This is a genomic window from Nocardiopsis sp. M1B1 (assembly GCF_052466615.1).
Genome location: NZ_CP196194.1, coordinates 4,845,738 through 4,868,699 on the forward strand (window position 1 = coordinate 4,845,738; position 22,962 = coordinate 4,868,699).

The following is a 22,962-nucleotide window of genomic DNA, read 5'->3' on the forward strand; positions in this document are numbered from 1 at the left end:
CAAAAGCCCTACGAGATGCTCCTGAGCCTGGCATGATCACGTGCTGTGAGCGATGTGTTGCCCGATGGGCTCTGGGAGATCGTCCAGCCGCTACTGCCTCCCGCGCCGCGGACCGGCCGACCCCGGGCGGACCAAAGAGCCGTGTTGACCACGGTGCTGTTCGTCCAGGCATCCGGCTGTTCCTGGGAGAAGGCCGATGGCCTGTTCGGCGTTACCCGTGCCACCGCCCACCGCTGGTTTCAGACCTGGACCGAGATGGGCCTGTGGCCCACGATCCACCGCACGATCCTGGATGAGCTGGGCAGACGCGCCCTGCTGGACTGGTCCCGCGCCACTGTCGACTCCCAGTCGATCCGCGCCAAGAGAGGGGGAGAGCACGGGGCCAAACCCCACTGATCGCGGCAAACCCGGCTCCAAGCTCCACCTGCTGTGCGACAACCAGGGCCTCCCGCTGACTTGCGCGGTCTCCGCGGCCAACGTCAACGACATCGAAGCGCTCAAGCCCCTGGTCCGGGGCGTTCCGGCGGTGCGATCGCGGCGAGGTCCCCGGCGGCGGCGTCCAGCCAAACTTCACGGCGACAAGGCCTACCACTCCCGGGACCAGCGCCGCTGGCTGCGCGAGCGCGGCATCGGCGTGCGCCTGGCCCGTCCCGGCATCGAGTCCTCCCAACGTCTGGGACGCCACCGGTACAAGGTCGAACGCTCTATCGCCTGGCTGGGCTCCTACCGCAGATTGAACGTGCGCTGGGAGCGCAAGGCCTCCACCTTCCTGGCCATGCTCGGCATCGCCTGCATCCTCATCTGCTACAAGCACCTGGCCAAGCATGCTGACGGCTTTTGAGATGAGCTCTAAGTTTGGGACACCTAACCTTATTAAGCTTCAGAAAGGCTTGCCTAAGAAATTCGAGTCACATCGATAAATGTCGCGAAATGCTTTTCCATGCGTTATCGTGTACTCATGACTTCGAACAAGAGCAGCGATATCGGCCTTTCCAAGTTCCACCGGCTCCTCGTCGACCAGGTTCGGCACGAGTTCACGGCCTCGCACCAGTACGTGGCCATCGCCGCCTGGTTCGACGACCACGACCTGCCCCAGCTGGCGCGGGTCTTCTACGAGCAGTCCCTGGAGGAGCGCGACCACGCGATGATGATCGTGCGGTTCCTCCTGGACACCGACGTCCCGTTCTCCCTTCCGGGCGTGGACGAGATCGAGACCGATTTCGCCGTGCCCCGGGACCTGGTCGCCCTGGCCCTTCGCCAGGAGCGCGAGGTGACCGACCAGTTCCAGCGCCTGGCCAAGGTCGCCCGGGACGAGGACGACTACACCGGCGAGCAGTTCCTCCAGTGGTTCATCCAGGAGCAGACCGAGGAGGTCGCCAAGATGTCGACCCTCCTCAACGTGGTGGACCGCGCCAACGGCAACCTGTTCGACGTGGAGACCTTCGTCGCCCGGGACATGCCCAGCGAGGACGGCGGCAGCCAGGACGCGCCCGGCACCGCCGGCCCGTCGGTCTCCTGACCCCGCGCCCCGGGCCCCCGGGCGCCCTCGGGCCGCGGGGGCCGGGACCGGCCGGGGACGCGCCGCCGGTTTCGGCGCCCGCGTTCCCGGCATGAGGGGCATACTGGAACCATGCCCTTGGCCCTGCCGATCTTCCCGTTGAACACCGTGCTGTTCCCCGGTATGACCGTTCCCCTGCACGTCTTCGAGCGGCGCTACCGCCGCCTGGTCGCGGAGCTGCTCGGACCCACCTTCGCCCAGGGGGACGAGATCGGGCGCGGCCGGGGCCCGCTCCGGTTCGGCGTGGTGTGGATCGAACTGGGCCAAGAGGTGGCCTCCGAGTCCGGCCAGGGCGCCGGCGGAGCCGACACCGGGACCCCCACCACCGGAGGGCCGGGCACCTCACTGCCCCGGATCAGCGCGACCGGGTGCACCGCCCTGGTGCGCGACGTGCGCACCTACGAGGACGGCCGCTACGACCTGGTCGTCGAGGGCGGCGCGCGGTTCTCCATCACCGACCTGTCGCAGGTGGACGCCTCCTCCCCCGAGGAGTACTCGACCGCGTCGGTGGCCTTCCTGCCCGAGCCGACCGGCCCGGACGTGGAGGAGCACGCCGAGCGGGTGCGCGACCTGTTCGGGACCTACTCCCAGCGCCTGGCCTCGATCGGGATGTCGCCGGACGCCTCACCCGAACTGCCCAAGGACCCCATCGCGCTGTCCTACGCGGTGGCCGCGGCCGCGGTCCTGGACCAGGCGGAGAAGCAGCGGATGCTGGAAGCCGAGGACGCCGCGACCCGGCTGGCCGTGACCGCCCGGTTCCTGCGCCGGGAGAACCGCATCGTGGCCGCTCCCACGCTGCCCAACCTGCCCGCGGGCCCCTTCCTCAACAACGGCGTGTCGTTCAACTAGGGGACCGTGCGGCGCGTTCGCCGGCCCCTTTCCGGGTCGAAAGTCCCGATACCGGTGTCCAGTGGAGGAAACACCGGGTTTCCCCGCATGCCTGCGCGCGGCCCGCCCCGTGTTGGCCTAGCCTGCTGTGCGAAGCGGTGCGGCGTGCCCGGGGCCCGACCCGGGCTGTTGCGACGCACGCACCAGCGCGTTCGCGCGCGGAGAAGGAACCAGGTACTCAATGAGCGCAAAAGCCACACCAGCGACCGTGGCCGCCGGACGGACCAAGACCACGTACACGCTGCACCCCTACGAGGTGGACGGTTTCTCGGACGGGCACTCCTACGGCACCGACGCGGCCGACGCGCTCGGCGTCCCCCACGAGCACGTCTTCAAGACGCTGATCGCCGAGGTGGACGGACAGCTCACCGTCGGGGTGGTGCCCGTCAGCACCACGCTCGACCTCAAGGCGCTGGCCGCCGCGGTCGGCGGCAAGAGGGCCGCCATGGCCGACGCGGCACTGGCCGAGAAGGCCACCGGGTACGTGCGCGGCGGGATCAGCCCCCTGGGCCAGCGCAAGCGCCTGCGCACCGTGATCGACGCGTCGGTAACCGAACTGCCCACGGTCTACGTCTCGGCCGGGCGGCGGGGTCTGCAGATGGAGCTCAAGCCCCGTGACCTGATCACGCTCACCGAGGCGGTCACCGCGCCGATCGGCGCCTCCTGACCCCCGACGGGGACCGTTTCCGAGGACGTGCACGGGCTGTTGCCGGGTCACCTACCCAGGGGTAGTTTCGTGACATGAGTAACATTTCATCCCCCTTTTCCTCTGTTCCCGGTATGTTCCTCTCCCGCGTCGCCGAGTCCCCCGACTCCGAGGCGTTCAGCTACCCCCTTCCCGGCGCTTCCGGCGCCCCCGAGAAGTGGGAGACCCTCACCTGGTCCCAGACCCGCGACCGGGTGCGCGACATCGCGCTGGGCCTGCACGACCTGGGCGTGACCCCCCAGGCCCGGTGCGCGATCGTCTCCAGCACGCGCGTGGAGTGGATCCTCGCCGACCTGGCCGTGCTGTGCGCGGGCGGCGCCTCCACCACCGTCTACCCCTCCTCCACCCCGCCCGACTGCGCCTACATCGTCTCCGACTCGGGCAGCATGGTGGCCTTCGCCGAGAACGACGAGCAGGTCGCCAAGCTGGTCGACCAGCGCGCGCGGATGCCGGGGCTGTCGCGGGTGATCGCCTTCGAGGGCGCGGCCGGGGGCGACGACGACTGGGTGATGTCCCTGGAGGAGCTGGCCGCACGGGGCGCCGGACTCCACGCCCAGGACCCCGACCTGTTCGAGGCGCTGGTCGCGGCGGTCGCACCCGACCACCTGGCCACGCTGATCTACACCTCCGGCACCACGGGCAGACCCAAGGGCGTGCGCCTGGACCACGCGAACTGGCTCTACGAGTCCCAGGCCATGGCGGACCTGGACACCGAACTGCGCGCGCAGGGCTGGGACCTGATGGGCCCCGACGACGTCCAGTACCTGTGGCTGCCGCTGTCGCACGTGTTCGGCAAGCTCATGCAGGTCAGCCAGCTGCGGATCGGCTTCCGGACCGCCGTGGACGGCCGCCCCGAGCGGATCGTGGACAACCTGGCCGTCGTGCGGCCCACCTTCATGGCCGCCGCCCCGCGCATCTTCGAGAAGGTGTACAACCGCGTGGTCATGCAGGCCAAGGAGGGCGGCGCGGCCAGGTACCGGATCTTCCGGTGGGCCGCGGGGGTGGGCGACCGGGTCGCCCGGCTCAGGGAGGAGGGCCGCGAGCCCACCGGCCTGCTCGCCGCACAGTACCGGGTCGCCGACAGGCTCGTGTTCGCGAGGCTGCGGGCGCGCTTCGGGGAGCGGCTGAAGTTCTTCATCTCCGGCAGCGCTCCGCTGTCCCCCGAGATCGGCCGGTTCTTCTACGGCGCCGGGATCGTCATCCTGGAGGGCTACGGGCTCACCGAGACCAGCGCCGGGACGTTCGTCAACCGGCCCGGCGACGTGCGGTTCGGCACGGTCGGGCTGCCCATGCCCGGCACCGAGGTGCGCATCGCAGAGGACGGCGAGGTCCTCATCCGGGGTGGCGGCGTGATGCGCGGCTACCACAACCTCTCCGGCGCCACGGAGGAGGTGCTCACTCCGGAGGGCTGGTTCGCCACCGGAGACATCGGCGCCCTGGAGAACGGCCGCCTGCGCATCACCGACCGCAAGAAGGAGCTGATCAAGACCTCCGGCGGCAAGTACGTGGCACCCCAGATCATCGAGAGCCGCTTCAAGGCGCTGTGCCCCTACGTCAGCAACCTGGTCGTGCACGGCGACCGGCGCCCCTACTGCGTGGCGCTGGTGGCCCTGGACCCCGAGTCGATCGACGCGTGGGCGCAGGAGCACGGACTGGACCACCTCAACTACACGGGCCTGACGCGGGAGCCCAGGGTCCGGGAGATGGTGCAGGAGGCCGTGGACGAGCTCAACCGGGGCCTGCCCCGGCACGAGACCGTGAAGAGGTTCGCGATCCTGCCGAGCGACCTGACGGTCGAGGAGGGCGAGATGACGCCCAGCCTGAAGATGCGGCGGCGCGCGGTCGAGGACAAGTACCGCGACCTGCTCGACGGCATGTACGAGGAGACCGTCCGCCGGCTCTGAGGACGGGAACGGAGGGCGGGAGCGGGGATCAGCCGCGGGGGTCCTCCGGCCCCGCCTGGTCGTGCTCGGCCGGGATCGGCTCGCCGGGGGGCGGGTGGGCCGCCGGGCCCGCGTCCGGGCCGGGGCCGACCGGCGCCGCGGACTCAGCGTGCGTTTGCGCTTCCGTATCCCGCCGCACGAGCTCCTGCCGGGGCACGCCGGGCAGGTCGCGGCGCACGAGGCTGATCGCGTCGAGCAGCCCGTACTGGAGGACGAACACCAGGGGCCAGATCAGCAGGAAGGCGGTCGCGTCGAGCTGGAGCCCGGTCTGCACGGTGGCGCCGGGCTCGGCCGCCCCGACGGCGGCGTGCGCCGGACCGTCCAGGGCCACACCGACGCGCCAGGTGAGCACGGCCCCGCCCAGCGAGCCGAGGAAGCCCGCGACCAGGCAGACCATGCGCAGGTCCTGGAAGCGGCGGCGCGACAGCGGGAACTGGGCCATGTAGGCGGTGTAGCCCGCGACCAGTCCGGTGAGGGCGGTGATGAGGGCGAACCAGCCCTCACCCGCGAACACGTCCTCGGTGGTCCCGGTGAAGACCTCGCCCCCGCCCAGCGCGGTGCCCTCCGCGCGCGGTGCGAGGCCCCACCACAGCGGTCCCAGGACCGCGCCCAGCAGGAGCAGGGCTCCCAGGACGCACGCCCCCACGACCAGTCGGCGTGTCGGCGCCGACGTCTCCCCCCGGTTGCGGTCCGCCATCTCCCCCACTCTCCCGCGCCCCGTCCCGGCCTGCGGAAAACCAGTGGATACGGGGCATAGCCGGAACGGAGAATACCGGCATGAGTGACAAGAACAGCCCCCTCGCCGTCCCCGGTCTCCAGCGTGTCGACCCGCCCAAGGCCGCCGACGAGCGCACCATGCTCACCAGTTGGCTGGACTGGCACCGCGCCACGGTCCACGCCAAGTGCGCCGGGCTGTCCCCCGAACACGCCGCCGCCACCCCCCTGCCGTCGTCCCCGCTGATGAGCGTGGGCGCCGTCGTCTCCCATCTGCGCTGGGTGGAGCACGCCTGGTTCGAGGTGATCCTGCTGGGTCTGCCCGACGAGGGCTACGCCACACCGGAGGACCCCGACGCCGAGTGGCGCCGGGGCGGGGAGGTTCCCCTGGACCGGCTCCTGGAGGAGTACGAGGCCCAGTGCGTCCGCTCCCGGGAGATCACCGCCCGGCTGGAACTGGGTTCGGGCTCGCGGCGCGCGCACCGCGCTGAGGGGCACACCACGCTGCGGTGGGTGCTGGTGCACATGGTCGAGGAGACCGCCCGCCACAACGGCCACCTGGACGTCCTGCGCGAGCTCGCCGACGGGACGACGGGCGAGTAGTCCGCGCGTCGGGGGCGGGCCGCGAGTCCGGTCGGACGGCGGCGCCGGGCGGCGGGGGCGCCGACCCCGAGGGGGCGCTGACACGGTGGGGGCGCCCGGGGACGTGTTCGCGTCCCCGGGCGCCCCCGCGTCGTCGCCGTCACCGGTCGGCGCCCGGCGCCTCAGTCCTCGTCATCGTCCCCCGGAGCGGAGGCGCTGTCGGCCGCCTCCTCCTCGGCGAGGATGAGGTAGAGGCCCCGCCGGGTCTCGGCCAGGAGCCGTTTGGCCCGCTCCAGCTGGTCGGCGCTGCCCGCCTGGGCGACCTGCGCCGCGGCCGCGGTGAGCTGGTGGGCCAGGGCCGCGACCTCCTCGTACCGGGACCGGCTGTCGGCGTAGGCGTCGGCGACCGCCTCCCAGGGCGGGGTGAGGTCGGCGCCGTGCTCCTCCAGGTGGGCGATGCCCTCGTCGGTGAGCCGGTAGGGGCGGCGCCGCCCCTCGCCCTCCTGCTGGACGACCAGGCCCTCGTCCTCCAGCTGCTGGAGCATGGGGTAGACCGAGCCCGGGCTGGGCCGCCACATACCGCCGCTGCGCTCGCGGCCCTCGCGGATGATCTCGTAGCCGCTGCGCGGTTCCTCCGCGAGCAGCAGCAGGATGCCGGTGCGCACGTCGCCCCGCTTGGCGCGGTGTCCGCCCCGTCGTCGGCCGCCGGGGCCGCCTCCCGGGCCGAACCCCCCGCCCGGCCCGAAACCGCCGGGGCCGAAGCCGCCGAACGGGTGGTCGGGGCCGAAGGGGTGGTCGTGGCCGAAGGGCCCTCCTGCCCAGGGCGGCCGTCCCGGCCCCGCCGGGGGCTCGGGGGGCGGAGGCGGACCGGGCGGGCCGAACGCGAACCGTCCACCGCCGCGCCGCGGACCGCCGTGGCCGGGGTGCTCGGGGTGTCCGTGTCGTTCCTCCTCCGGCTGGCGGCCCCAGGGAAGGCGCGAACGGCGCGGTCCGCGCGCCTCCCAGGACCAGGGGCCGGGAATAGCCATGGCGCTCATGATGTCGTCCTCCTGAAGGCTGTGCGATACAGAGCAACTATCGTGCCCTGTTCTGATAGCTCAAAGATATATCTTTAACTTCGCCCTGGCAAGAGCGGGCACGAAAAAGGTCCCCGCACGCCCGGGGGCGCGCGGGGACCGTGGGGTCCGGGGACGGTGGTCAGTAATCGACCGCGAAGGCCCCCAGCAGGCTCTTGACCTCACCGTTGAACTCCGGGGAGATCCGCACCGAGTAGCGGTCCACGGCGTAGACCCGCGACCGGACCGGGTTGTCCACCCGGATCCGCACGGGGGTGTCCCCCTTGTGCGTGGCCAGCACCTGGCGCAGGTCACCGACCAGCTCGGGGGTGAGGCGCTCCTCCGCGACCGTCAGCAGCACCGGGGGCTCCCCCTCGGTGACGTGCGAGATGTCCAGGATCGACATCTCCGAGGCGAACATCGACCACGTGCCGTCGCGGTCGTTGAGCCTGCCCTTGACGGTGACCGCGGTGTCCTCCAGCAGGGCCTGCACGTACAGCGGATAGGTCTTGGGGAAGAACAGCACCTCCATCGAGGCGTCCAGGTCCTCGACCGTGGCGATCGCCCACTGGTTGCCCGCCTTGTTGGTGCGCTTGTCCACCTTGGAGATCAGGCCGGAGATGCGCACCTCACCGCGTTCGCGGGCCATCTCGCCCGCCACGATCTGGGCGATGGAGGTGTCGCGCGAGCGGGCCAGCACCCGCTCGGCACCGGCCAGCGGGTGGCTGGAGACGTACAGGCCCAGCATCTCCCGCTCGAAGGCCAGCTTGGTCTTGCGGTCCCACTCCTCCTCGCCCCAGTTGATGTTGAGGCCGATGGGGGTGGAGTCGCCGTCGTCGCCGCCGCCGAACAGGTCGAACTGGCCGTGCGCCTCCTGCTTCTTGGAGCTGATCATGCCGTCCACCGCGGTCTCGTGGTGGCGGTACAGCTCGCGGCGGGGCTGGCCGAGCGAGTCGAAGCCGCCCGCCTTGATCAGCGACTCGATGACGCGCTTGTTGCAGGCCGCAAGCTCGATCTTGGACAGGAAGTCGGTGAAGGAGCTGAACTTGCCCTTCTCCGTGCGGGTCTTGATGATCGAGTTGACGACGTTGGCGCCGACGTTGCGGACCGCGCCCATGCCGAAGCGGATGTCCTTGCCCACCGGGGTGAAGCGCAGACCCGACTCGTTGACGTCGGGGGGCAGCACCTTGATGCCCTGGGTCCGGCACTCGGCCAGGTAGACCGCCATCTTGTCCTTGTCGTCGCTGACCGAGGTCAGCAGCGCGGCCATGTAGGCGGCGGGGTGGTTGGCCTTGAGGTAGGCGGTCCAGTAGGAGACCAGAGCGTACCCGGCGGCGTGCGACTTGTTGAACGCGTACCCGGCGAAGGGCAGCATGACGTCCCACAGCGCCTGTGTGGCCTCCTTGGAGAAGCCGCGGGCCGCGGCCCCGGGGAAGAACTTGGCCTCCTCCTCCTCCAGGGCCTCCTTCTTCTTCTTGCCCATCGCGCGGCGCATCAGGTCGGCGCCGCCCAGGGTGTACCCGGCCAACTGCTGCGCGATGGCCATGATCTGCTCCTGGTAGACGAGCAGGTGGAAGGTCTCCCCCAGGATCGGCTCCAGAGCGTCCTTGAGCTCCGGGTGGATCGGGGTGACCTCCTGGCGGCCGTTCGAGCGGTCGGCGTAGTCGTTGTGCGCGTTCGCGGCCATCGGACCGGGCCGGTACAGCGACAGCACGGCCGCGATGTCGCCGAACTTCTTGGGCTCCATGCGCTTGAGCAGGTTGCGCATCGCGCCGCCGTCCAGCTGGAACACGCCCAGGGTGTCGCCGCGCGAGAGGAGCTGGTAGGTCTTCCTGTCGTCCAGGGGGAGCTTGCCGAGGTCGATGTCGATCCCCTCGGCCTCCTTGATGGACTTGACCGCGTCGTCCATGATCGTGAGGTTGCGCAGGCCCAGGAAGTCCATCTTGAGCAGGCCCATGTCCTCGCACTGAGGGTAGGGAAAGCCCGTGATGATGGCGCCGTCGGTGTCGCGCTTGTGCAGCGGGATGACGTCGAGCAGGGGTTCCTTGGACAGGATGACGCCCGCGGCGTGCACGCCCGTGCCGCGGGTCAGGCCCTCGATACCGCGCGCGGTCTCCATCACCTTGGCGACCTGCGCGTCGTTGTCGACGAGGCTGCGCAGCTCGGTGGTCTCGCCGTAGCGCTCGTGCTCGGTGTTGGTCACCGCCTCCAGCGGGATCTCCTTGCCGCCGACCGCGGCGGGGAAGGCCTTGGTGATCTGGTCGCCCACCGAGTAGGGCATGCCCAGGATGCGCGTGGAGTCCTTGACCGCGGCCTTGGCCTTGATGGTGCCGAAGGTCAGGATCTGCGCGACGCGCTCGGCGCCGTACAGGCGGGTGACGTACTCGATCATCTCCCCGCGCCGACGCTCGTCGAAGTCCAGGTCGACATCGGGCATGGTGACGCGCTCGGGGTTGAGGAACCGCTCGAACAGCAGCCCGTGCTCCAGCGGGTCCAGGTCGGTGATGCCCAGGACGTAGGCGATCATCGACCCCGCCGCCGAACCGCGCCCCGGGCCCAGCGCGATGCCGTTCTTGCGCGCGTACTGGCAGATGTCGGCGACCACGAGGAAGTAGGCGGGGAAGCCCATCTCGTTGATGATGCCGAGCTCGAAGTCGACCCGCTGCCGGATCTCGCCGTTGATCCCGTCCGGGTAGCGGGTGGGCAGGAGCCGATCGACCTCCTTGGCCAGCCAGGAGGCCTGGGTCTCCCCCTCGGGCACGGGGAAGACCGGCATCAGGTCGCGGTGGGCGAACACCGCGTCGTAGGCGCCCGGGTCGACGCGCTCGGCCACCAGCAGGGTGTTCCTGCACCCCTGCTCCCACTCCTCGAAGTTGAGGATGCCGCGCATCTCCTCCGCGGTCTTGAGGTAGTAGCCCGACCCGTTGAACCGGAAGCGGGTGGGATCGTCCAGGTTCTTGCCCACGCCCACCGCCAGCAGGGCGTCGTGCGCCGAGGCCTGGGACTCGTACACGTAGTGGGAGTCGTTGGTCACCAGAGGCGGGATGTCCAGCTCGCGGCCGACCCTGAGCAGGCCGTCGCGGACCTCCTTCTCGATGGGCACGCCGTGGTCCATCAGCTCCAGGAAGACGTTCTCCTTGCCGAAGATGTCCTGGAGCCCGGCCGCGTAGGCGACGGCCTCCTTCTCCTGGCCCAGCCGCAGCCGCGTCTGCACGCCGCCCGAGGGGCAGCCGGTGGAGACGATGATGCCCTCGCTGTACTCCGACATCAGCTCCAGGTCCATGCGGGGCTTCATGTAGTAGCCCTCCATGGACGCCAGCGAGGACATCCGGAACAGGTTGCGCAGGCCCTTCTCGTTCTGCGCCAGCATGGTCATGTGCAGGTAGCGGCCGCCGCCGGAGATGTCCTTGCCGCCCTCTGCCGAGGCGTCGTCGGAGCCGCTGGACCGCCCCCAGAAGACCCGCTTCTTGTGGAAGCGCGACTCGGGTGCGACGTAGGCCTCGATGCCGATGATCGGCGTGACGCCGGTGCCCTTGGACTGCTGGTAGAACTCGTAGGCCCCGAACATGTTGCCGTGGTCGGTCATCGCGACCGCGGGCATGCCCAGCCGCGCCGCCTCCTTGAAGAGGGGCTTGAGTTTGGCGGCCCCGTCGAGCATCGAGTACTCGGTGTGGACGTGCAGATGGGCGAAGGAGTCGGCCATGGCTCGGGTGCCCCCAGGAGGGTCGGTGGACAGGTGGTGACTCCTGAGCCTACGACTTTCCCGCGACACTCGCAGACCCCCTGTGGACAACGTGTCCCGTCCGCCGTCCTGACCCACGACGCGGGCTGGGCTTGGGCTGAGGAGCGGGTGCGGAGCGGGTGAGAAGTGGGGGTGGACGGGTGCGCAGCGGGTGTGGACGGGTCCGAGATCCACCGGTTGGTATACCTCTCGGCCCGTGGTCCCCGGTTTTCCACAGGTGGGAGTTTGGGGTGTTCCGGGGTGGGGGCGGAGTGGTTTCCTGGAAATAGGGGGGATCCCACCCATGCAGGCTTCGGCATGCCCTGAAACGCTCGGCACCCAATAGGGAGAATGGGTTGAGGGGTAGGGAGGGGCCGTCCACAGGGCCCCTCCCTACGCCATTCCTGCCAGGGGTTGTTGGCGGCAACGAAAGCGCGCCAGCTGCCGCGAAAGGGTGCGGACGGCGGGAAGCGGTGGGCGCCGGGTGGGGGTGTGGGCCCCCGACGAAAAGCGGCACCAAAGGCAGGAGCAACCTCCGGAGGGCGACCAACGCCCGGGGTGTGGGGGCGGCTCGGCTCTGCTGCGTCGGCACCAACGGCAAGCAGGCCCTCCGGCCTCGGGCAACGCTTCCGACTCCCGTGGTCGGCGCGGGCGACGATCGCGCCAACGACAAGAGGTCATTCTGGGCGCGCGTTTTTGGACACCTTTTGGCCCGACCCAATTGCAGCTCTGAAGCAAAAGCACCCTCCAGAAAGAAAGTCGGCAATTGGCGCTGCGAATAGTGGAGAAAAGGCGACCACTGGCCTATAATAAGAAGTATGGAGATGATGATCGCAGCGCCCAAGGCGGCCCCCGGGGAATGTTCCCCGGCCGTGGCCGCGCTGGCCGGTGCGCGCGAGATCATCGACCAGGCTTTGAACGCCGACGTGCCGCCCGGAGCGGATGAGGCCGCCGCTGAGGAGGTCGCGGCGCTGTGGGCCCAGCTGGACCAGATCCGCTATCAGGCTCTGGTGCGGATGGCGCGTTTGTACGCGCGCGGTGCGGTGGCCCGCTACAGCGGCTACAGCACGTTGGACAAGTGGTTGGTGCACCACGGCAAGTTGCCCACCGCCCAGGCGAAGGATTTGGCGCGGCTGGCCCAGCACGTGCACGAGGAGACCCTGCCCGCCACCGCCCAGGCCGTAGCCGAGGGCACCGTGGGGTTGGGTGAGGCGGTGGTGATCGCCAAGGTCACCGACAAAGCCGTCCAGACCCGCGATGAGGACCATTTCCCCGACCAGGCGCAGTACCGGCAGGGGTTCGAAGCGGCTCTGGTGACCGCCAAGCAGGAGCGGCCTGGGTTGTCGGTCAACCAGCTCCAGGCGGTGGCCCGCCAGGTCGCTTACCGTTTGGACCCCCACCGGTTGGACCGCGACCATGAGGCGGCTCACGCCGCCCGTGGGCTGGTCGTCCATGAGACTTTCCAGGGCAGTTACCAGTTGCAGGCCTGGGGCGGGTCCGGGGATGCGTTGGTCGTGCGCGCGGCCATCGACACCTTCACCACCCCGCCCGGAGAGGGCGACACCCGGACCCGGGCCCAGCGTGAGCACGACGCGCTGATCGCGGCGCTGCGTTTTGCCACCACCCACACCGGATGCGCCCACACCCCTGCCCCGCTGGCGCAGATCCGCATCGTGGTGCCGGTGCAGACCTACCTGAACGCTCAGGGTCAGGAGGTTCCAGCGCTGGACGAGCACGGCCGGGTCATTCCGGCCGGTGTGGTGCACGAACTTGCCGCCGACTCTGAGGTCGTGCGGATGCTCACCGCCCCACCCACCGGACAGGTGCTGGACGTGGGCCACAGCCGACGGCTGGCCTCAGCCCGGCAGCGCACCGCCGCCTTCCACGGACACACCACCTGCGCCCACCCGGGCGGATGCGAAGTGCCGGTGGCGTTCTGCCAAGCCGATCACGTGCAGTCGTTCTCCCGAGGCGGGCGCACCGTGGTCGCGAACCTGCAACCGCTGTGTGGGCCGCATAACCGGGCCAAGTACCAACGCGAACTCCGCACACACCAACAGCAGGGACGGGGACGAGATCATCCGCCCGACAGGGTCCCGGTTCCGCCGCCTCGGGAGTGACCCCGGCCGGGCCGGTTCCCGGTATGCCCGCGCCCGACAGGCGGCCCGGGCCCCGCCGCCAGCCGTCGTCGCTGCCACCGTCGCCCGCCTTCGCCACGGGGGCCGGTAGCGCTGCCCAAGGCCGGAGGGCCCGCTCGCCTTTGGTGCCAACGCAGCAGAGCCCCACCACCCACCAACATCAACCGTTGACCACCCTCCCGAGCCACCTCGCGGCAGCTGGCGACGCTGCCTCGGCCACCATCAACGGGCGGAGCGTTGAACGGAGTCCCCGGACACTTGCCGCCTTTGGTGCCGACGCAGCAGAGGCCAACCATCTCCCGACCCCAGGCGTTGATAGCGAACCGAACCGTTTCGCGGTAGCTGGCGCCGCTACCCCGGTCACCACCGGCGGCCTGAGCGTCGGAAGAAAGCAGGAACAGCCCACCCGCCCTTCCGCTCCGCCCCCTCAGAGCACGCCCGACCACTCAGTCCTCGCCCAGCCACAGGTCGGGGCCGAACACCTCGTAGCGGATGCGACGGGCGGACACCCCGGCGGCGAGCAGCTGGCCGCGCACGTTGCGCATGAACGGCAGCGGGCCGCACAGGTAGACCTCAGCACCCTCGGGCAGGTCCACCCCGTCCAGGTCCATCAGCCCCCGGACGGTGCCCCCGCCGCCCCCACCGCCATCACCCTCCGCGCCGTCGCCCCCGTCCACACCGTTCTCGTACCAGGTCCGGGCGGTCGCGCCGGGCAGCGCCCCGACCAAGGCGGCGGTCTCCTCACGGTGGGCGTGCTCCCCCGGGCTGCGGTCAGCGTGCAGGACCAGAACCCTGCGGTCGCTGCCCTGCTCGGCGAGCCGGTTCAGCATGGCCACCATCGGCGTGCAGCCGATCCCGGCCGAGACCAGCACGAGCGGGCGGTCGCCCTCGGACAGGGTCACGTCGCCCGCGGGGGTGGAGACCATGAGGACGTCGCCCGGAACGACGGTGTCGTGCAGCAGGGTGGAGACCTCCCCCGCCGGATCGGCCCCGACGGCGCGCAGGCGCTTGACGGTGATGCGGCGGCTTCCGCCGTCCCCGCCGGTCAGGGAGTACTGACGGGCCTGGCGGACGCCGTCGGGCATGCGCGTGCGGACGCTGACGTACTGGCCGGGCAGGAAGGCGGGGAGCGGGTCGCCGTCCTCGGGTTCGAGGGTGAGGGAGGCGGTGTCGGGGGTCTCCTGGCGGCGCCGCGTGACCCGCCAGGGGCGCCACACACCGCGCCCGGTGTGCCCGCGCTCGGCGTACAGGCGGGCCTCCAGGGCGATGAGGGCTCCGGCCATGAGCCAGTAGACCTCGTCCCAGGCCCTGACGACGGCGGGGGTGGCCGCGTCCCCGAGGGTGGAGGCGATGGCGTCGAAGAGGTACTTGTGCACGATGACGTACTGGTCCTCGGTGACTCCGAGGGAGACGTGCTTGTAGGCGATGCGGGAGAGGAGGGCGTCGGGGCGCTCGTCCGGGTGCTCCAGGAGGAGGGTGGCGAAGGCGGCGATCGATCCGGCCAGGGCCCTGCGCTGTTCGCCCGAGGCCTGGTTGCCCCGGTTGAACAGGCCGTCGAGGAGTTCGGGGCGCTCGCCGAGCATCGTGTCGTAGAAGCGGGCGGTGATGGTGTCCAGGGCTCCGGCCACGGCGGGGACCGTGGCCCGGACGGTGGCGGCTGACTCGGTGGAGAGCATGCGACCTCACTTCGGAGAGGGTGTCTCGGAGCGAAACTGGTATCTGAGATGCATATTAAATCCGTCCTCAAGGGCCCCTCCTCCGGGGTCGTCCCCACGCGGAGAGGCCAGGTGGGGACGGCCACGGGCGGGCCACGGGCGGAGCACGGGCGGAGCGCCGCCTCGGGCCCTACGGGCGCAGCAGGGTCAGCGCGTCGCGCGTGGGCGGGGACACCAGTGACTCCACGGTGACGCCGTCGAGCGAGGTGTAGAACGCCTCGTGCGCCTCGCGCAGGGCGCCGCGCAGGCGGCAGGCGGCGCGCAGCGGGCAGGGCGGGTCGTCCTCGCATCCCGCGAGTTCCCCCGCCCCCTCCAGTTCGCGCACGATCGCCCCGACCGAGGCCCGCCGCCCGCTCTCGGTCAGGAGCAGCCCGCCGTTGCGGCCGCGCCGCGCCTCCACCAGTCCCATGTCGGACAGCCGCGCCACGGCCTTGGCCATGTGCGTGTAGGGCACGGAGAGCATCGCGGCGACGGCCCTGGTGGTGAGGAGTTCGCCCTCGTCCGCGACCGCGAGCCGCATGACCAGGCGCAGGGAGACGTCGGTGAAGGCGGTCAGGCGCATGTGTTCAACGTAGGGGACCGGTCCCGGTCACCGCTCCCCCCGGCCGGGGACGGGCTCGGTCCCCGCGGAGGAACCGCCGTCGTCCCCGGCGTCCAGTGGCCGGTGGCGCCCGGTCTCGCGCGGCATCCAGATCAGGATCACGACCAGCCCGACCACCCCGAAGCACAGCGACACCGTCGCCGCCGTGTGCAGCCCCGTCATGAACGCCTCCTTGGCGGGCTCCACCAGGACCCTCCCCTGCTCCCCCAGGCTCCGGGCCAGCGCCAGGGTGCCCTCGATCGACTCCCCCGCCGACCGCAGCCGCTGGTCCGTCACACCCGTCGAACCCTCGTCGGCGACCTCCTCCAGAGTGGGTGTGATCCCCGCCCGGTACCGGAAGGAGATGACCGCGCCCAGGATCGCGACTCCCATCGCCGTGGCCACCTGCCGGACCGTGTTCTGCACGGCGGAGGCGGCTCCGGCCCTGCCGGGCGGCACCGACGACATGATCGCGTCGGTGGCGGGGGTCAGGACCACGGCCATCGCACCGGCCTGGAGGAAGAAGAACCCGACGATCAGCGGCAGCGGCGTGTCCGCTTCGAGCTGGGTGAAGAAGAGGAAACTGGAACACACGCCCAGCACGCCGACCGCGGCGACCACGCGCGGCCCCGCCCAGCGCACGAGCGTCGGGCTGAGCGGCGCCATGATCATCTGCCCCAGTGCGGCCGGCAGCACCAGCAGACCCGCGATGAACGGGGAGAACTCGCGGACGCTCTGCCAGTAGAAGCTCAGGAAGAAGATGATCCCGGACATGCTGAAGAACAGCACCATGATGGTGGCCACGGAGACGCTGAACCGCGGGTCGCGGAAGAAGCGCACGTCCAGGGAGGGGTTGGGTGCGCGCGACTCGTGCACCAGGAAGAGCACCAGCACCACCACACCGCCGATGAGCGCGCCGTACACGTCCCAGTCCGCCAGGGAGGCCCGCTCGCCCGCGGTGATGATGCCGTAGATGAGCAGCACCAGGCCGGGGACGGACAGCAGCACCCCGAGCACGTCCAGCCTTCCGGGGTCGGCGTCGCGCGACTCGGGGATCAGGAAGAACACCAGTGCCAGGCCCAGCGCCACGAAGGGCACGTTGACGAGGAAGATCGACCCCCACCAGAAGTTCTCCAGCAGCAGCCCGCCCGCCGAGGGGCCGATGGCCATCGCCAGTCCGACCGCGCCCGCCCAGATCCCGATGGCGCGTGCGCGCTGCTCGGGCGGGAAGACGTTCGCGATGATCGACAGGGTCTGCGGCGTCACCATGGAGGCGCCGAACCCCATGACCGCGCGGGCCAGGATGAGCTGTTCGGGGGTCTGGGAGTAGGCCGACAGCGCCGAGGCCGCGCCGAACACCGTCAGCCCCACCACGATCATGCGGCGGCGCCCCCACCGGTCGCCGAGCACGCCGAAGGTGAACAGCAGGCCCGCGAAGACCAGGGTGTAGGAGTTGATCGCCCAGGCCAGCTGCGACTGGCTGGCGCCCAGGCCCCGCTCGGGGTCGGACAGCACACGCAGCGCCACGTTGAGGATCGTGTTGTCGGCCACGATCACCAGCAGGCAGATGATCAGGACCGCCAGCCCGCCCCACCTGCGCCGGTACGCCGTCTGCGCGTCCACCAACCCACCTCCACCGCCGGGTCCCACCGAAACTCACGCCGATCGGACCGTACCCGCGATCCGCGCCGACCACCTGCTTCGGGGAGCCGCGAACGGTGTGTCGGCCGTGTTCGGGCCGGTTCCGGCGGAAAGGCGTCGGCCGCCTCCCGGGCGGTTCCGGCGGAAAGGCGTCGGCCGCCTCCCGGGCGGTTCCGGCGGGGGCGCGGGCCGCTCCCCAACCGAGGACACCAGCGCTCCCGTCGGGAAACATCCGACCGTCGGACGGGGTTGTATCCGGTGCGGAGAGGCGCGGAGCGGGCATGCGATGATGCTTGCGTGCGGTGGCCGCGCCCGGTCGTCCGCGTACGCCGGTTCCCGCCTCCTCCCGCACCCGCCCGGTCCCCCGTGGACCGCCCGCGGCCCCCTCGGCCGCCCAGCGCACGAGCGCGACAACACCATTCGTCCACATGTCCGGAGACACCCGCGAGGTGCTTCGAGACAACGGAGGGATAACGCATGAGCACCACAGGAAAGCCCCTCGCCCCGACCGGGGCGCCGACAGGAAACGCCCTGTACGGCGGGGTCACCAGCCGACGCGTCACCATCCGCGACCTGGCCGCCGCCAAGGGGCGCGGCGAGCGCTGGCCGATGCTGACCGCCTACGACGCGCTCACCGCGCGGGTCTTCGACGAGGCCGGGATCCCGGTCCTGCTGGTCGGCGACTCGGCGGCCAACGTCGTCTACGGCTACGACACCACCGTCCCGGTGACGGTGGACGAACTCCTCCCGCTGACCGCGGCGGTGTCCCGCTCCACCCGGCGGGCGCTCGTCGTGGCGGATCTGCCGTTCGGCTCCTACCAGGCCTCTCCCCAGCAGGCGCTGGAGGCGGCCTCGCGGTTCATGAAGGAGGGCGGGGCCCAGGCGGTGAAGCTGGAGGGCGGCCACGCGGTGGCGCCCCAGGTGGAGTTGCTGGTCTCGGCGGGCGTGCCGGTGATGGCGCACGTGGGTCTGACCCCCCAGTCGGTGAACACCCTGGGCGGCTACCGGGTGCAGGGCCGCGGGGAGGCCGCGGCCGGACTGCTCAAGGACGCCAAGGAGCTGGAGCGCGCGGGCGCGTTCGCGGTCGTGCTGGAGTGCGTGCCCGCCGAGCTGGCCGCGCAGGTGACCGAGCAGCTGTCCGTCCCGACCGTGGGCATCGGCGCCGGTCCGTCCACGGACGCCCAGGTGCTGGTGTGGCAGGACATGGCCGGGCTGAGCCCGAAGGTGGCCAAGTTCGTCAAGACCTACGCCAACCTGCACGAGACGCTGCGCGAGGCGGCCTCGGCCTACGCCGACGAGGTCGTCAACGGGGCGTTCCCCGAGGAGCGCCACTCCTACGCCGGCTGAGGGGCGGGGTGAGCCCTTTCCTCTCCGCGCACCGGTGAGCACCGCCGGTCGGGTCCGCCCCGGCCGGCGGTGCGGCGCCGGAGGTCCCGCGGTCCGTGAGCCGGGCGACAGACCGAACCGGACTCGGGAGTGAACCGTACTCGGGAGTAGAGTCGCACCGTACCCAGCGCCGACGGGCCGGGGGTCCGGCCCTCCCGGGAGGACAGATGCGCGTCTCGATGCCGCTCCAGTACGCGGGCGACCCCAAGGCCTCCGTCGACCAGGTGGTCGAACTGGAGAAAGCCGGTCTGGACACCGTGTGGGTCGCCGAGGCCTACGGGTTCGACAGCCCCACCCTGATGGGCTACATCGCCGCCCGCACCGAGACCGTGGCGATCGGCTCGGCGATCCTGCCGCTGTACACGCGCACCCCCGCGCTCATCGCGATGACCGCCGCCGGGCTGGACGACCTGTCCGGCGGTCGGGCCGTCCTCGGCCTGGGCGCCAGCGGCCCGCAGGTCGTCGAGGGCTTCCACGGCGTCCCCTACGTCAAGCCGCTGGCCCGCACCCGCGAGACCATCGAGATCTGCCGCAAGGTCTGGGCGCGCGAGGACCGCCTCACCCACGACGGCACCGTCTTCCAGCTGCCGCTGCCCCCGGAGAGGGGGACCGGCCTCGGCAGGCCGCTCAAGATCATCAACCACCCCGTGCGCCCCCGGATCCCCGTCTACGTGGCCTCCCTGGGCGTGAAGAACGTGGCGCTGACCGCCGAGATCGCCGACGGCTGGCTCCCGCACCTGTTCATCCCCGAGAAGGCCGACAGGGTGTGGGGCGAGGCACTGGCCGAGGGCAGGGCCGGGCGCGACCCGTCCCTGGGCGAGTTGGAGGTCTCCGCGGGCGGCCTGCTCGCCATCGGCGAGGGCGAGGACACCAAGAGGCTGCTGGACCTCGTGCGGCCGATGATCGCCCTGTACGTCGGCGGCATGGGCGCCAAGGGGAAGAACTTCTACAACACGGTGGCCCGCCGCTACGGCTACGAGGAGGCCGCCGAGAAGATCCAGGACCTGTACCTGGCGGGGAAGAGGGACGAGGCCGCGGCCGCCGTGCCCGAGGAGTTCGTGAAGCTGACCAACATGGTCGGCCCGGAGTCCTACGTGCGCGAGCGCGTGGAGGCCTTCCGGGCCGCCGGGGTGACCCAGCTCAACGTGACCCCCGTGGGCGAGGACCCGGCCGCCCTGGTCGGCAAGGTCAAGGAGTGGGTGTCCTGACCCTGGACCCGGCTCCTGGCGGCTGAGCGCGCCCGGCACGGCGGCGCCGGTCCCCGCGGCGGGGACCGGCGCCGTACGCGTGCGCGGGCGGGGCCCCGGGGCGGCCCGGACGCGGTCGCTCCGACGCGCCCGTCCGGGGCAACGCTCCTTCGGGGCCGCGGCCACGGGCTCCGGGGCTACAGCCCGGTGATCCGGATGCCCGCATGGGTCTTGTAGCGGCGGTTCACCGCGATGAGGTTGGCGGTGAGGGCCTCGACCTGGTGGGCGTTGCGCAGGCGGCCGCCGAAGACGCCGCGCACCCCCGGGATCCGCTCGGCCAGGGCGCGCACCACGTCGGTGGCCTCGCGGTCCTCGCCCAGCACCAGCACGTCGAGGTCCACCTCCTCGACCCCGGGGTCCAGCAGCACCGCGGCGGACACGTGGTGGAAGGCGGCCGTGACACGGCTGTCGGGCAGCACCTCGGCGGCCTGCTGGGCGGCGCTGCCCTCGGCGACGTCGAGGGCGAAGGGGCCCTTCTTGTCGAAGCCGAGGGGGTTGACGCAGTCCACGACGATCTTGCCCGCCAGCGGAGCGGCCAGCCGCTCCAGCAGCTCGCGGTGGCCGTCCCAGGGCACGGCGACGATGACGACGTCGCCCGCGGCGGCGGCCGCGGCGTTGTCCAGGCCGCGCACGTCGATCGGGGCGGCCTCGGCCTCCACCAGTTCCCGGGCGGCCTTCTCGGCGCGCTCGGCGCTGCGCGAGCCGAGGTGGACGGTGTGCCCGGCCAGGGCGAGGCGGCGGGCCAGGCCCCGGCCCTGGTCCCCGGTCCCGCCCAGGACGGCGACGGACAGCCCGGCGATGTCCGCGTCCGCGGGTGTGCTCTGTTCAGTCATGCGCCGATCCTGTCAGAGGCGTCGGCGGGAGGCGTCCCCGGCACGGCGCGGCGCGGTGGTCCGGAGCGCGTGGGCGCGGATCACCGGTCCTCCTCGTCGGCCTCGTCCCATGCCTCGTTGCGCCGGGCGGCTATGGCCAGCGCGCTGGCGGCGGTGGCCTCGTCCGGGTAGGGGCCCATGCGCTCCTTGTTGGGGCACCCGGGGCCGTGCTCCACCCGGTTGTGCCTGAGGCAGTACCACCACTTGTCGTCCAGCTGAGTGTCCTCGCTCACCGTGACTCGCTTTCTACGGGACGCCGCCCCGACGGGAACGTGCTTCTGTGGGCACCTACCCAGGCCCGGGCTTCCCCTACACCCGCGGGGGGAGGGACGTCGTCCAGGACCGCGTGGCCGACCCACGAACTACAATCAGTGTCCATGACTACTCCGCTGGTTCCTGGGCGAATTTCGCCACAACGTTCGGTTCCCTCCCACATCGTCCGCCCGGAGTACGTCGGACGGAAGCACCCCGTGGAGGGGGTTCTGGGCGACGTGCAGACCCCCGAGACCATCGAGCGGATGCGCGTGGTGGGGCGGCTGGCGGCCCAGGCCCTGGAGGAGGTCGGCCGCAACGTCCGGCCCGGGGTGACCACCGACGAGCTGGACCGGATCGGCCACGAGTTCCTGATGGACCACGGGGCCTACCCCAGCCCGCTGGGCTACAAGGGCTACCCCAAGTCGCTGTGCTCCTCGCTCAACGAGGTGATCTGCCACGGCATCCCCGACGACACCGTGGTCTCCGACGGCGACATCGTCAACATCGACATCACCGCCTACCGGGACGGCGTGCACGGCGACACCAACGCCACCTTCCTGGCCGGGAACGTCTCGGAGGAGCACCGGCTGCTGGTCGAGCGCACCCGCGAGGCCATGATGCGCGGGATCAAGGCGTGCCGGCCGGGCCGCCAGATCAACGTGATCGGGCGGGTCATCGAGTCCTACGCCAAGCGCTTCGGCTACGGCGTGGTCCGCGACTTCACCGGGCACGGTGTGGGGCCGGAGTTCCACTCGGGTCTGGTGGTGCCGCACTACGACGACCCGCGCGCGGACACCGTCATGGAGCCGGGGATGACCTTCACGATCGAGCCGATGATCACGCTCGGCGGCGTGGAGTACGACATGTGGGACGACGGCTGGACGGCCGTGACGGCCGACCGCAGGTGGACCGCCCAGTTCGAGCACACCCTGGTCATCACCGAGTCCGGTGCGGAGATCCTCACCCTGCCGTGACCGCCGCCCCGGTCCCCTCGTGCGCCCCGGGCGGGACGCGGCGTCCGAACGTGGCCACGGGAGGGGGCCGGGGCGTAGGGTCGTGCGGGTGAAGATCCTCATCTCCGCCGACATGGAGGGCGCCACGGGCGTCACCTGGCCCGCCGACGTCGAGCCCGGCACCGAGCAGTGGCAGCGCTGCCGCGCCATGTTCACCAGCGACGTCAACGCCGCCGTCGAGGGCCTGCTGGAGGGCGGCGCCACCGAGGTGCTGGTCAACGAGGCGCACGCGACCATGCGCAACCTCCTGCTGGAGGAGCTCAACACCGACGCCACGATGATCACCGGACGGCACAAGGAGCTGTCCATGGTCGAGGGCGTGCAGTCCGGCGACTGCGACGGCGTGGTGTTCCTCGGCTACCACTGCGGCGCCGGTGACGAGGGCGTGCTCGCGCACACCTATCTGCCCAACGCGGTGACCGGCGTGTGGCTGGACGGCGAACCCGCCAGCGAGGGCCGTCTCAACGCCGCGGTGGTCGCCGAGTACGGCACCCCGGTCATCCTGGTCACGGGGGACGACCGCGCCTGCGAGGACGCCGCGACCTACGCCCCGTTCGCGCGGACGGTCGCGGTCAAGGAGCACGTCAGCCGGTACGCCGCCCGCTGCCGTCCCCCGGCCGCGACCGCGCGGGACATCCGGGCCGGGGCGCGCGCCGCCATGACGCTGGCCGGGCGCCTGGACCCGGTCGCGCCCGGGCCCCGGGCCGTGGAGGTGGAGGTGGACTCCGCGCAGCTGGCCCAGGCCGCCGCCGTCGTCCCCGGCGTCACGCGCACGGGGGTGCGGCGTGTCCGCTACGTCTCCCCGGACGCCTACGAGATGATCCGCTGCTTCAAGGCGGTCACCACGCTGATCTCCAACGCCATGGAGGAGCGCTACGGCTGAGGCCGGGGCGGGGGCCGCGGGGACCGCCGTCCGCGAATGCCGGAGCGGGGCGGACGGGGCTGGTA

The 22,962-nt window shown here is 71.3% G+C and carries 19 protein-coding genes; 11 read left to right on the forward strand and 8 right to left on the reverse strand.

Annotated elements, in window-relative coordinates; genetic code table 11:
* Positions 1-45 precede the first annotated feature (45 nt).
* The 5 genes from ACSTA4_RS21025 to ACSTA4_RS21045 all read left to right on the forward strand — a co-directional run bounded on the left by ACSTA4_RS21025 (position 46) and on the right by ACSTA4_RS21045 (position 5,056).
* Positions 46-841, forward strand: a protein-coding gene (locus ACSTA4_RS21025; RefSeq protein WP_231972698.1) for an IS5 family transposase whose coding sequence is annotated in 2 segments (ribosomal slippage) — positions 46-377 and positions 376-841 — 798 coding nt in all. Because the reading frame shifts where the segments join, the coding sequence is not laid out codon by codon here.
* A 117-nt stretch (positions 842-958) separates the two neighbouring features.
* Positions 959-1,519: a ferritin gene (locus ACSTA4_RS21030; protein ID WP_444960715.1), complete on the forward strand. Its 561-nt coding sequence runs from the start codon at positions 959-961 to the stop codon at positions 1,517-1,519.
* Between the two features lie 111 nt (positions 1,520-1,630).
* A complete protein-coding gene (locus ACSTA4_RS21035; RefSeq protein WP_274974151.1) occupies positions 1,631-2,407 on the forward strand; it encodes an LON peptidase substrate-binding domain-containing protein in 777 nt (258 codons plus the stop codon).
* Positions 2,408-2,627: 220 nt separating this feature from the next.
* Positions 2,628-3,113: a Cys-tRNA(Pro) deacylase gene (gene ybaK / locus ACSTA4_RS21040; RefSeq protein WP_444960716.1), complete on the forward strand. Its 486-nt coding sequence runs from the start codon at positions 2,628-2,630 to the stop codon at positions 3,111-3,113.
* Between the two features lie 74 nt (positions 3,114-3,187).
* Positions 3,188-5,056, forward strand: a complete 1,869-nt coding sequence (locus ACSTA4_RS21045) for an AMP-dependent synthetase/ligase (RefSeq protein ID WP_444960717.1) — start codon at positions 3,188-3,190, stop codon at positions 5,054-5,056.
* A 28-nt stretch (positions 5,057-5,084) separates the two neighbouring features.
* Here the strand turns inward: ACSTA4_RS21045 and ACSTA4_RS21050 are convergent, their stop codons facing one another.
* The gene (locus tag ACSTA4_RS21050) at positions 5,085-5,792 is read right to left on the reverse strand and encodes a hypothetical protein (protein ID WP_444960718.1); all 708 of its coding nucleotides are present in this window, start codon (positions 5,790-5,792) and stop codon (positions 5,085-5,087) included.
* Between the two features lie 80 nt (positions 5,793-5,872).
* Here ACSTA4_RS21050 and ACSTA4_RS21055 point away from each other — a divergent pair, with 80 nt between their 5' ends.
* Positions 5,873-6,412, forward strand: a complete 540-nt coding sequence (locus ACSTA4_RS21055; protein WP_444960719.1) for a DinB family protein — start codon at positions 5,873-5,875, stop codon at positions 6,410-6,412.
* A gap of 161 nt (positions 6,413-6,573) precedes the next feature.
* On the opposite strand, the gene ACSTA4_RS21060 is transcribed toward ACSTA4_RS21055, so the two are convergent.
* Together ACSTA4_RS21060 and dnaE are read right to left on the reverse strand one after the other, a co-directional pair.
* Positions 6,574-7,428 (reverse strand): PadR family transcriptional regulator, encoded by an 855-nt coding sequence (locus tag ACSTA4_RS21060; protein ID WP_444960720.1) that lies wholly within the window; start codon positions 7,426-7,428, stop codon positions 6,574-6,576.
* Between the two features lie 160 nt (positions 7,429-7,588).
* A complete protein-coding gene (gene dnaE / locus ACSTA4_RS21065) occupies positions 7,589-11,149 on the reverse strand; it encodes a DNA polymerase III subunit alpha (RefSeq protein ID WP_444960721.1) in 3,561 nt (1,186 codons plus the stop codon).
* An 845-nt stretch (positions 11,150-11,994) separates the two neighbouring features.
* On the opposite strand from dnaE, the gene ACSTA4_RS21070 reads away from it, so the two are divergent.
* Positions 11,995-13,287 (forward strand): DUF222 domain-containing protein, encoded by a 1,293-nt coding sequence (locus ACSTA4_RS21070; protein ID WP_444964229.1) that lies wholly within the window; start codon positions 11,995-11,997, stop codon positions 13,285-13,287.
* Positions 13,288-13,751: 464 nt separating this feature from the next.
* Here the strand turns inward: ACSTA4_RS21070 and ACSTA4_RS21075 are convergent, their stop codons facing one another.
* The 3 genes from ACSTA4_RS21075 to ACSTA4_RS21085 all read right to left on the reverse strand — a co-directional run bounded on the left by ACSTA4_RS21075 (position 13,752) and on the right by ACSTA4_RS21085 (position 17,226).
* Positions 13,752-14,981, reverse strand: a complete 1,230-nt coding sequence (locus tag ACSTA4_RS21075) for a globin domain-containing protein (protein ID WP_444960722.1) — start codon at positions 14,979-14,981, stop codon at positions 13,752-13,754.
* A 169-nt stretch (positions 14,982-15,150) separates the two neighbouring features.
* Complete coding sequence (locus ACSTA4_RS21080) at positions 15,151-15,582, reverse strand: RrF2 family transcriptional regulator (RefSeq protein ID WP_444960723.1); 432 nt, start codon at positions 15,580-15,582, stop codon at positions 15,151-15,153.
* A gap of 27 nt (positions 15,583-15,609) precedes the next feature.
* Positions 15,610-17,226 (reverse strand): MFS transporter, encoded by a 1,617-nt coding sequence (locus ACSTA4_RS21085; RefSeq protein ID WP_444960724.1) that lies wholly within the window; start codon positions 17,224-17,226, stop codon positions 15,610-15,612.
* A gap of 492 nt (positions 17,227-17,718) precedes the next feature.
* On the opposite strand from ACSTA4_RS21085, the gene panB reads away from it, so the two are divergent.
* Both panB and ACSTA4_RS21095 read left to right on the forward strand, forming a co-directional pair.
* The gene (panB, locus tag ACSTA4_RS21090; RefSeq protein WP_444960725.1) at positions 17,719-18,588 is read left to right on the forward strand and encodes a 3-methyl-2-oxobutanoate hydroxymethyltransferase; all 870 of its coding nucleotides are present in this window, start codon (positions 17,719-17,721) and stop codon (positions 18,586-18,588) included.
* A 206-nt stretch (positions 18,589-18,794) separates the two neighbouring features.
* Positions 18,795-19,835, forward strand: a complete 1,041-nt coding sequence (locus tag ACSTA4_RS21095) for an LLM class F420-dependent oxidoreductase (protein WP_444960726.1) — start codon at positions 18,795-18,797, stop codon at positions 19,833-19,835.
* A 176-nt stretch (positions 19,836-20,011) separates the two neighbouring features.
* Here the strand turns inward: ACSTA4_RS21095 and npdG are convergent, their stop codons facing one another.
* Together npdG and ACSTA4_RS21105 are read right to left on the reverse strand one after the other, a co-directional pair.
* Positions 20,012-20,707, reverse strand: a complete 696-nt coding sequence (gene npdG / locus ACSTA4_RS21100; RefSeq protein ID WP_444960727.1) for an NADPH-dependent F420 reductase — start codon at positions 20,705-20,707, stop codon at positions 20,012-20,014.
* Between the two features lie 80 nt (positions 20,708-20,787).
* Entirely contained in the window at positions 20,788-20,979 is a 192-nt protein-coding gene (locus tag ACSTA4_RS21105) for a hypothetical protein (protein ID WP_248771400.1), read from the reverse strand.
* A gap of 144 nt (positions 20,980-21,123) precedes the next feature.
* Between ACSTA4_RS21105 and map the strand changes: the two genes are divergently transcribed.
* On the forward strand, positions 21,124-21,975 hold the full coding sequence (map, locus tag ACSTA4_RS21110) for a type I methionyl aminopeptidase (protein ID WP_212643451.1): 852 nt from the start codon (positions 21,124-21,126) through the stop codon (positions 21,973-21,975).
* A gap of 88 nt (positions 21,976-22,063) precedes the next feature.
* Positions 22,064-22,897: a M55 family metallopeptidase gene (locus ACSTA4_RS21115; RefSeq protein WP_212643450.1), complete on the forward strand. Its 834-nt coding sequence runs from the start codon at positions 22,064-22,066 to the stop codon at positions 22,895-22,897.
* Positions 22,898-22,962: the final 65 nt, after the last annotated feature.

What these genes read in the sequence shown, in the direction of transcription:
- ACSTA4_RS21030 (WP_444960715.1), top strand. Translation starts at nt 959, where the DNA reads ATGACTTCGAACAAGAGCAGCGATATCGGCCTTTCCAAGTTCCACCGG.
- ACSTA4_RS21035 (WP_274974151.1), top strand. Translation starts at nt 1,631, where the DNA reads ATGCCCTTGGCCCTGCCGATCTTCCCGTTGAACACCGTGCTGTTCCCC.
- ybaK (WP_444960716.1), top strand. Translation starts at nt 2,628, where the DNA reads ATGAGCGCAAAAGCCACACCAGCGACCGTGGCCGCCGGACGGACCAAG.
- ACSTA4_RS21045 (WP_444960717.1), top strand. Translation starts at nt 3,188, where the DNA reads ATGAGTAACATTTCATCCCCCTTTTCCTCTGTTCCCGGTATGTTCCTC.
- ACSTA4_RS21050 (WP_444960718.1), bottom strand. Translation starts at nt 5,792, where the DNA reads ATGGCGGACCGCAACCGGGGGGAGACGTCGGCGCCGACACGCCGACTG.
- ACSTA4_RS21055 (WP_444960719.1), top strand. Translation starts at nt 5,873, where the DNA reads ATGAGTGACAAGAACAGCCCCCTCGCCGTCCCCGGTCTCCAGCGTGTC.
- ACSTA4_RS21060 (WP_444960720.1), bottom strand. Translation starts at nt 7,428, where the DNA reads ATGAGCGCCATGGCTATTCCCGGCCCCTGGTCCTGGGAGGCGCGCGGA.
- dnaE (WP_444960721.1), bottom strand. Translation starts at nt 11,149, where the DNA reads ATGGCCGACTCCTTCGCCCATCTGCACGTCCACACCGAGTACTCGATG.
- ACSTA4_RS21070 (WP_444964229.1), top strand. Translation starts at nt 11,995, where the DNA reads ATGATCGCAGCGCCCAAGGCGGCCCCCGGGGAATGTTCCCCGGCCGTG.
- ACSTA4_RS21075 (WP_444960722.1), bottom strand. Translation starts at nt 14,981, where the DNA reads ATGCTCTCCACCGAGTCAGCCGCCACCGTCCGGGCCACGGTCCCCGCC.
- ACSTA4_RS21080 (WP_444960723.1), bottom strand. Translation starts at nt 15,582, where the DNA reads ATGCGCCTGACCGCCTTCACCGACGTCTCCCTGCGCCTGGTCATGCGG.
- panB (WP_444960725.1), top strand. Translation starts at nt 17,719, where the DNA reads ATGAGCACCACAGGAAAGCCCCTCGCCCCGACCGGGGCGCCGACAGGA.
- ACSTA4_RS21095 (WP_444960726.1), top strand. Translation starts at nt 18,795, where the DNA reads ATGCGCGTCTCGATGCCGCTCCAGTACGCGGGCGACCCCAAGGCCTCC.
- npdG (WP_444960727.1), bottom strand. Translation starts at nt 20,707, where the DNA reads ATGACTGAACAGAGCACACCCGCGGACGCGGACATCGCCGGGCTGTCC.
- map (WP_212643451.1), top strand. Translation starts at nt 21,124, where the DNA reads ATGACTACTCCGCTGGTTCCTGGGCGAATTTCGCCACAACGTTCGGTT.